The following is a 7,134-nucleotide window of genomic DNA, read 5'->3' as shown; positions in this document are numbered from 1 at the left end:
AAAAACAGCGGCTACAACGATTACCGGGCAAAACGGGAGGAGTACCGCCGCTTGCAGACTGTCAAGGGCAATATCGACCAGATTTTACGCCGGAGCGAGCCGCAGCGCAGAAAGGAGCAGAGCCATGAACGGTAATATCCCCCGCATGGACTACCGCCAGTACCGGGCAGCCCGCCGCCTTGTGCATGAGTGCTGCAACTATGACAGCGGGAACTGCCTGCTGTTGGAGGACGGCGAGCCTTGCGTGTGTGTACAGAGTATCAGCTATTCGCTGCTCTGCCGCTGGTTTACCGCCGCTGTCCTGCCCCTTGATGAAGCACTGGAAGCCGCCCTCTTGCGCCGGGGAAGCCGGAAACGCTGCGCTGTCTGCGGGGCGTTCTTCTTCCCAAAATCCAACCGGGGGAAATACTGCCCGGACTGCGCCGGACGCATGAAGCGGATAAACGCCGCCAAACGGAAGCGGAAACAAAGGGAGAAATGTCACGCTTTAGGGCATTTCAAACCCGCATAAATCAAGGCTTTTTTGGAGGGTGTCAAAGGGTGCGTGATACATTTATCCTTTTCCCTTAAAAACGCCCCCTAAAAGCGTAACAGAACCCACAGACAGACACCACAAGGAGGTGAACCCTATCGCTGATTATATGACCGCAGGAACGGAGCTGCCCGCTTACCTGCCTTACCCCCGTTTCCTGCTGGAAACAGACCTATCCCACACCGCAAGAGAGTTATATGCGCTGCTGTTAGACCGTTCCACCCTTTCGCAGAAGAACGGCTGGCAGGACAGCGAGGGACGGACATACATTGTCTACCCCATAGCAGAGATAGCGGAAATGCTGGATAAAGGCTGCACCACCATAAAGGGCGCACTGAACGAACTGGACGCTGCCGGGCTGCTGGAACGCAGACGGACGGGCTTTTCTGCCGCCAACCGTCTGTATGTGAAAGTGCCGCCTATCCCAGTGGTACAGTTTTCCGACCAACTGACGGACGGAAAACCGCCCCTCATAAGGGCGGGAAACCGACCAACTGACAGCCGGAAAACTGACCTTATGACGGTCGGAAAACCGTCCCCTAACCAAACTAATATAAACAACCTAATAGAGAGCCAAACAAAAGGAGCGAGTGAGGGGCAGCCCCCCGCCGCTTATGGCAGATATAAAAATGTATTTCTTTCTGACACAGAACTTTTGGAGCTGGAACAGGACTTCCCCGGCAAGTGGGAGTATTACCTTGACCGCCTTTCCTGCCACATCGCTTCCACCGGGAAGCAGTACCAGAGCCATGCAGCCACCATTTACAAGTGGGCGCAGGAGGACGCTGCCAAAGAGAAGCCAAAGAAAGGCATACCGGACTATTCATTCAAGGAGGGAGAAAGCCTATGACCGATACAATCCACAACACCATACTGCCTATGACCGACACCACAGCCGAGCCGGAGGATTACACCGGGGAGGACGGGCTTTTATACTGCGGCAAATGCCGGAAACCCAAAGAAGCCTATTTCCCGGAGGGCAAGACCTTTTTCGGGCGTGACCGCCACCCGTCAGAGTGCGACTGCCAGCGGGCAGCCCGTAAGGAACGGGAAGCCGCCGAGAAGCGGCGCAGCCACCTTGAAACGGTGGAACGGCTGAAACGGCAGGGCTTTACAGACAAGACCATGCAGGACTGGACATTTGCCAACGATAACGGCAGCTGCCCGCAGATGAAGAACGCCGCCGGATATGTGGCACGCTGGGAACAGATAAAGGACGGGAACTACGGGCTGCTCTTGTGGGGCAGGGTAGGCACTGGGAAAAGCTATTTTGCCGGGTGTATTGCAAACGCCCTCATGGAGCAGGAAGTCCCGGTGTGCATGACAAACTTTGCAGCAATATTAAACGACCTTGCCGCCAGCTTTGCGGGCAGGAACGAATATATTTCCCGCCTTTGCAGCTTCCCCCTGCTCATCATTGACGATTTTGGAATGGAGCGTGGCACAGAATACGGTCTGGAACAGGTCTACAATGTGATTGACAGCCGCTACCGGAGCAGGAAGCCGCTGATTGTGACGACCAACCTCACGCTGGAGGAATTGCAGCACCCGGAGGACACCGCCCACGCCCGGATTTATGACCGCCTGCTTGAAATGTGTTCCCCTCTCTGCTTTACCGGGGAGAATTTGAGGAAAGCCGCCGCACAGGGAAAAATGGAACAGCTGAAACGGCTGCTTGCCGGAAAGGAGATTTGCCTATGACCGACACCCAGAGAAACAAACGCCCTGCCCGCCGCCCGGACTGCGTGACCGAAACGAGGATAGGCAACACAATCCTTGTGGTGTCTGGCTTTTTCAAGGAGGGGGCGACCGACACCGCCGCTGACAAGATGATGAAAGTGCTGGAAGCAGAAGCCGCCGCCGGATATTTGACCTGTGATAAGCCTGATTGAAAAACCGTCATTTTTACCGACCGTAAAGAAGCAGATTTGACGCTTTTGCCGCTATACAGACAGCCGCCCCATGTGGTACAATCAAGGTACGGAATAGTGGGGCTGGCTGTCGGAAACGGAGGAATTTATGTTAAGACAGACCCCCCAGCAACTCATTACCGCCCTTTACCCAAGACTGTCCCATGAGGACGAGCTGCAAGGCGAGAGCAATTCCATTTCCAACCAAAAGAGGATTTTGGAAACCTATGCCAAACAGAATGGATTTTCTAATCTGCGCTGGTACACCGACGACGGTTATTCCGGTGCGAACTTTCAAAGACCCGGATTTCAAGCCATGCTTGCAGACATTGAAGCAGGGAAAGTCGGGACAGTTATCGTCAAGGATATGTCGAGGTTAGGGCGAAACTACTTACAGGTGGGAATGTACACAGAAATGATTTTCCCACAGAAAGGTGTCCGCTTCATCGCTATCAATGACGGAGTGGACAGCGCACAGGGGGAAAATGATTTTGCCCCGCTGCGGAACATTTTTAACGAATGGCTGGTGAGAGATACGAGCAAGAAAATCAAGGCAGTAAAACGCTCTAAGGGCATGAGCGGAAAGCCCATCACAAGCAAGCCCGTCTATGGCTACCTCATGGACGAGGACGAAAACTTTATCATTGACGAGGAAGCCGCCCCGGTGGTACGGCAGATTTACAGCCTTTGCCTTGCCGGGAACGGTCCGACCAAGATAGCCCGTATGCTGACCGAGCAGCAAATCCCCACGCCGGGGACGCTGGAATACCGCAGGACGGGCAGCACCCGCCGCTACCACCCCGGCTATGAGTGCAAGTGGGCGACCAATACCGTGGTTCATCTGCTGGAAAACCGGGAATATACGGGCTGTCTGGTAAACTTTAAGACCGAGAAGCCGTCCTACAAGCTGAAACACAGCATAGAAAATCCCCCGGAAAAGCAGGCGGTTTTTGAGAACCACCATGAGCCTATCATTGACCGGGAAACGTGGGAACGGGTGCAGGAGTTACGCAAGCAGCGCAAACGCCCCAACCGTTATGACGAAGTGGGCTTGTTCTCCGGCATACTCTTTTGTGCCGACTGCGGCAGCGTCATGTACCAGCAGCGATACCAGACGGACAAGCGCAAGCAGGACTGTTATATCTGCGGAAGCTACAAGAAACGCACCGCCGACTGCACAGCGCACTTTATCCGCACTGACCTCTTGACCGCTGGCGTACTCTCCAATCTGCGGAAAGTTACCAGCTATGCGGCAAAGCATGAAGCCCGGTTTATGAAGCTTTTAATCGAGCAGAATGAGGACGGGGACAGACGCAGGAACGCCGCCAAGAAAAAGGAGCTGGAAGCCGCCGAGAAACGCATAGCCGAGTTATCTGCTATCTTCAAGCGGCTGTATGAGGACAGCGTAACCGGGCGCATATCGGACGAGCGTTTCACAGAGCTGTCGGCAGACTATGAAGCCGAGCAGAAAGAACTGAAAGAACGTGCCGCCAGACTGCGGGAAGAACTTTCCAAAGCGCAGGAAGCCACCGCAAACGCTGAAAAGTTTATGAATGTGGTACGCAGGCACACTACCATTGAAGAACTTACCCCTACTCTGCTGCGGGAGTTTGTGGAGAAAATCGTTGTCCATGAAAGCGTTGCCCTTGACGGGAAACGCCGGGGCAAGTTACGCAGACAGGAAATCGAAATCTATTATTCTTTTGTCGGCAAGGTAGAACTGCCCGACACCTAACCGCCCGACCTATCCGACATACCTCATGTGCCGGATAGGAACGGCAAAATTTTTTACACTTCTATTACTTCTTTATCACACATAAGCAAAGAGCCAGGGCATGAAGCAGTTCATGGCTAATTAGTTGGAACAAAAAACGAAAGGAAAAGCACAATCCAGACGGTATCAGCGGCAGGCTACAAGAATAAATTGTGATTTCACAAGATTGGTGCTATAATAAGAGAAAAGTTCCTGCCGGGGCAGCCGCCCCGGTGGTATAGATAGAAAGGCAGGAAAACAATATGCACATCAGCTATAAGCCACTCTGGCACACACTGTTAGAGCGTGATATGAGAAAAGAGGATTTAAGGCTTGCCGCTGGTATGACAACAAATATGATTGCCAACATGAGCAAAGAGGGAAAGCACATCAGCATGGATACATTAGCCCGTATCTGCGAAACGCTGAATTGTGAGATTACCGATGTGATTGAGTTAGTACCAGACGAGCCTGCTTCCACAGGAGGTAAGGAACATGAGCGAATTGAAACCAAGAATAACGGAAAACGGAATTGATTATATCCTTGTCGGAGATTATTACATCCCGGACTTGAAACTGCCGGAGGAACACCGCCCTATCGGAAAGTACGGACGGATGCACCGGGAATATTTAAGGGAAGTCCACCCAGCCAGATTGAATACATTGATACTGACCGGGGAATTGTGGACATATCTTGCAGACCTGAACGAACAGGCACAGGAACGGTTAGACACCATCATGGAGCAGATGAAAACTGCCGAGGGCGTAACCGAGGAATTGAAGCGTACCCACCAAATGGAATGGGTGCAGCGTTGCAATAACATTCATAACCGGGCAGAAGAAATTGTTTTGCATGAGATGATTTATTCATAACGGGAGCAATTAAATCGGAGGTATATAAGATGATTGAAATTGTATTTGGTGAAAGTGCCTGTGGAAGTTTGAAAATTGCCCAAACTTACGGCAAGGGAAAGTATAGAGGAAGTGCTGTTTCAATATTTATGAGGCATGAAGACGGGAGTGTTCCATCTTCAGATGAAATGAAAAAAGCACAGCTTCAAGCACAGGAACAAGAACGCATTGCTTGGGAGAATGCTATTCCATTGGGAGGCAAGAGCTGTGATGTTTATTGTTTTGATATGGCTCTTAGTGTGGGAGATATTTCTGATAATGGAATTGGCGAACAGCGGAAAAATGTTTTCAAGAAAATGCTGTCTGTCTGCTTTGTAGAGGATTTAGATTATCAGGTTGAAGAAAAAATACAGAAAATTAAAACTACATTGACCTCAGTGATTGAACGATATGTAGCTGGGGAAGAAATTCGCATTTGGTATAGCTATAATCCAGATGAGCTTTGTGGTATGTATTGGCTTATGAAACAACTTCAACCCTTAAACTGCCAGACAACAATTTATTTGGTTAAGTTACCTACATGGGAATATGGAAAAGAAAATACTATGACATCCAAAATAGCATGGGGCGAGGTCTCTCCTGGCGAATGGGGAAACTATATAACTCTACAAGAGAAAGCTAATCCTGTATTTCTTTCAGCTTGTGCTATGAAATGGAATCAACTTCAAAATGAAAATGCACCTTTGCGTGCAATGTTAAATGGTAAATTGCAAAGCGTTTCAGAAGATATATATGATAGTTTCATTCTTCGTGAAATTGCGGAACAGCCAGAGCAATTCAAAATGGCTATTGTCATAGGTAATGTTTTAGGAAAATATCAACTTGGAATTAGTGATGTATGGATTTCCAATCGCATTGATAAAATGCTTGAAGATGGTGTGTTGGAAATTATACAGGACGCACCAAAGGGAGAAACAAATTATCGCCGAATATTAAGAAAACGAATGAAGTAATAACCACAGCACAAACCGCTGCTACATGGAATCCAACAAACCATGCAACAGCGGTTTTCCTTTACCGTTTTTTCCTCTGGTTGATAGGCGTTCCCGTTTTCTTTGATTTTTGGAGAATCCGAATAAGCCAGCGAAATTCTTCATCTGACAGATTTTTATAGTTGATACCGAGCTGCTTGCAGTAAAGCACTGCCAGTTTTTCCAAACGGCTGCCCTTGAAATTTTCGACCGCTTCCAGATTTTCTTTCAGTTCATTGGCAACAGTGGTCTGGGGCGCACTCTCACTATCCTTTTTATGGGTTTCCCGAATATCCCGGATAATCAGGTTTAGGTCATCCAGAACCATGTGGCTGAAATATTCATCATCACTGATATGGGCGGCTTGCAGCACTTTCAAATGTGGGTCATCTTCGCCAGGGCGATACCGTTCTATGATTTCATGTCGGACAGTATCGACAAGGGTGTTGAGGTTTTGAATCTGCATGGTGGCAATCCCATCCACATAAATCTCAATGTCCGCAAGAAACTTGATAAAGTCCTTATGGGTGGCAAGTTCGCAGAGCAGACGGTTGTTGATCCGACCGCTTTTCAGAAGTGCAACCATTTCATCGTTCAAATGCAGCTCCGTCAGTGGCGTGTTGATCTGCTCCCTGTTCTCTGTCCGGCACAGCAGATAATCGACGGAAACCCCATAGAAGTCTGCCAGCGTGATAAGGTTGCCATGATTGATTTCCTTAAAATCTTCTTTTTCATAACTGCCAAGGGCTGATTTAGAAATACCCGTTAGTTTTGATAGTTCTTCCAGATTTAAGCCTTTGTCCTTGCGGAGTTCCCAAAGGCGTTCCTGTATGCTTGTTGCTCCTTTCATGGGCACACGCTCCTTTCCAACGGTTTCATTGCTGCCGCTTATCTGGATTATATCACACTTTCCGTAATCGTGGAAATTTCTGATTTTTACCCTTAATTCCTACTTTGTGGACATACGGCACAGGGCACAAAAATGTTCTATGATACAGGTAGTTCATCGATGGATTATTCCAATCGAATGACCAGCCTGTGTGGGATATGCTTCCC

General features: G+C 49.3%; 9 protein-coding genes. 8 read left to right on the top strand and 1 reads right to left on the bottom strand.

The features are described from left to right. Nucleotides 1–124: 124 nt before the first annotated feature. From DWW13_RS17535 to DWW13_RS17500, 8 genes are all read left to right on the top strand, one after another. Nucleotides 125–511, top strand: a complete 387-nt coding sequence (locus tag DWW13_RS17535; RefSeq protein WP_002594234.1) for a cysteine-rich VLP domain-containing protein — start codon at nucleotides 125–127, stop codon at nucleotides 509–511. A gap of 130 nt (nucleotides 512–641) precedes the next feature. Continuing rightward, nucleotides 642–1,382 (top strand): replication initiator protein A, encoded by a 741-nt coding sequence (locus DWW13_RS17530; protein ID WP_002594233.1) that lies wholly within the window; start codon nucleotides 642–644, stop codon nucleotides 1,380–1,382. After that, entirely contained in the window at nucleotides 1,379–2,233 is an 855-nt protein-coding gene (locus DWW13_RS17525; RefSeq protein WP_002594232.1) for an ATP-binding protein, read from the top strand. The genes DWW13_RS17530 and DWW13_RS17525 overlap by 4 nt, the downstream gene beginning before the upstream one ends. After that, on the top strand, nucleotides 2,230–2,424 hold the full coding sequence (locus tag DWW13_RS17520) for a transposon-encoded TnpW family protein (RefSeq protein WP_002594231.1): 195 nt from the start codon (nucleotides 2,230–2,232) through the stop codon (nucleotides 2,422–2,424). The genes DWW13_RS17525 and DWW13_RS17520 overlap by 4 nt, the downstream gene beginning before the upstream one ends. A gap of 127 nt (nucleotides 2,425–2,551) precedes the next feature. After that, on the top strand, nucleotides 2,552–4,177 hold the full coding sequence (locus DWW13_RS17515) for a recombinase family protein (RefSeq protein WP_118720713.1): 1,626 nt from the start codon (nucleotides 2,552–2,554) through the stop codon (nucleotides 4,175–4,177). Nucleotides 4,178–4,458: 281 nt separating this feature from the next. After that, nucleotides 4,459–4,731, top strand: a complete 273-nt coding sequence (locus DWW13_RS17510; protein WP_002593556.1) for a helix-turn-helix domain-containing protein — start codon at nucleotides 4,459–4,461, stop codon at nucleotides 4,729–4,731. Further along, on the top strand, nucleotides 4,691–5,068 hold the full coding sequence (locus DWW13_RS17505; protein ID WP_005927690.1) for a TnpV protein: 378 nt from the start codon (nucleotides 4,691–4,693) through the stop codon (nucleotides 5,066–5,068). The genes DWW13_RS17510 and DWW13_RS17505 overlap by 41 nt, the downstream gene beginning before the upstream one ends. 29 nt (nucleotides 5,069–5,097) lie before the next feature. Beyond that, nucleotides 5,098–6,060 carry a DUF3658 domain-containing protein gene (locus DWW13_RS17500; RefSeq protein ID WP_005927687.1) on the top strand — a complete coding sequence of 321 codons (963 nt, stop codon included), beginning with the start codon at nucleotides 5,098–5,100 and terminating at the stop codon, nucleotides 6,058–6,060. Between the two features lie 61 nt (nucleotides 6,061–6,121). Here DWW13_RS17500 and DWW13_RS17495 read toward each other — a convergent pair whose 3' ends face one another. Beyond that, entirely contained in the window at nucleotides 6,122–6,928 is an 807-nt protein-coding gene (locus DWW13_RS17495) for a helix-turn-helix domain-containing protein (protein WP_005924756.1), read from the bottom strand. Nucleotides 6,929–7,134: the final 206 nt, after the last annotated feature.

Origin of the sequence: Blautia sp. AF14-40 (genome assembly GCF_003479665.1) — a bacterium.
Lineage (GTDB): Bacteria > Bacillota > Clostridia > Lachnospirales > Lachnospiraceae > Fusicatenibacter > Fusicatenibacter saccharivorans.
Note: the sequence above shows the minus strand (reverse complement) of the source record. Positions and strands in the feature narration are given on the sequence as shown.

Bases quoted from the DNA above. Each gene is read 5' to 3' on its own strand.
- DWW13_RS17535 (WP_002594234.1), top strand. From the start codon at position 125: ATGAACGGTAATATCCCCCGCATGGACTACCGCCAGTACCGGGCAGCC.
- DWW13_RS17530 (WP_002594233.1), top strand. From the start codon at position 642: ATGACCGCAGGAACGGAGCTGCCCGCTTACCTGCCTTACCCCCGTTTC.
- DWW13_RS17525 (WP_002594232.1), top strand. From the start codon at position 1,379: ATGACCGATACAATCCACAACACCATACTGCCTATGACCGACACCACA.
- DWW13_RS17520 (WP_002594231.1), top strand. From the start codon at position 2,230: ATGACCGACACCCAGAGAAACAAACGCCCTGCCCGCCGCCCGGACTGC.
- DWW13_RS17515 (WP_118720713.1), top strand. From the start codon at position 2,552: ATGTTAAGACAGACCCCCCAGCAACTCATTACCGCCCTTTACCCAAGA.
- DWW13_RS17510 (WP_002593556.1), top strand. From the start codon at position 4,459: ATGCACATCAGCTATAAGCCACTCTGGCACACACTGTTAGAGCGTGAT.
- DWW13_RS17505 (WP_005927690.1), top strand. From the start codon at position 4,691: ATGAGCGAATTGAAACCAAGAATAACGGAAAACGGAATTGATTATATC.
- DWW13_RS17500 (WP_005927687.1), top strand. From the start codon at position 5,098: ATGATTGAAATTGTATTTGGTGAAAGTGCCTGTGGAAGTTTGAAAATT.
- DWW13_RS17495 (WP_005924756.1), bottom strand. From the start codon at position 6,928: ATGAAAGGAGCAACAAGCATACAGGAACGCCTTTGGGAACTCCGCAAG.